This window comes from Myxococcus llanfairpwllgwyngyllgogerychwyrndrobwllllantysiliogogogochensis, from assembly GCF_006636215.1.
GTDB lineage: Bacteria > Myxococcota > Myxococcia > Myxococcales > Myxococcaceae > Myxococcus > Myxococcus llanfairpwllgwyngyllgogerychwyrndrobwllllantysiliogogogochensis.
Window position 1 is genome coordinate 1 of record NZ_VIFM01000984.1, and the last position, 391, is coordinate 391.

The window sequence follows — 391 nt, forward strand, 5'->3', positions numbered from 1 at the left end:
GCCCGTCAAGAGCCGCGGCGCCGACGTGATCGGCTGCGCATGGCCGGAAGCGTCGGCGGCGATGAAGAAGGGATAGGGAATTGCGCCCGCGCTGAAGCTGCTCAGGCTGGCCACGTTCCACTGGGCGGTGGCCTTATAGCCATACGACGGGCAGGACGTGGCGGCGTTCCCCGCACTGGCGCACGTGAAATCCAGTTTCCACACCTTGCCGTGCAGATCGCCGGCATAGAGGTGGGTGACCTCCCCGCCCGGTGCGTAGAGCGGCGTGAAATTCACCATCCCCGTCGCCATGGTGGCCGCCAACGCCCGATCCACCGGGAAGGTCAGCTTGAAGTAATTGCTCCCCTCGATCCAGGGGCTCTCCCTGGTCTTGTCCAGCGCGAGCAGGAAG

At 65.7% G+C, this 391-nt stretch carries 1 protein-coding gene; it reads right to left on the reverse strand.

The features are described from left to right. Positions 1–391, reverse strand: a 391-nt coding sequence (locus FJV41_RS51585; RefSeq protein WP_141649700.1) for a hypothetical protein, incomplete at both ends; no start/stop codon positions are given.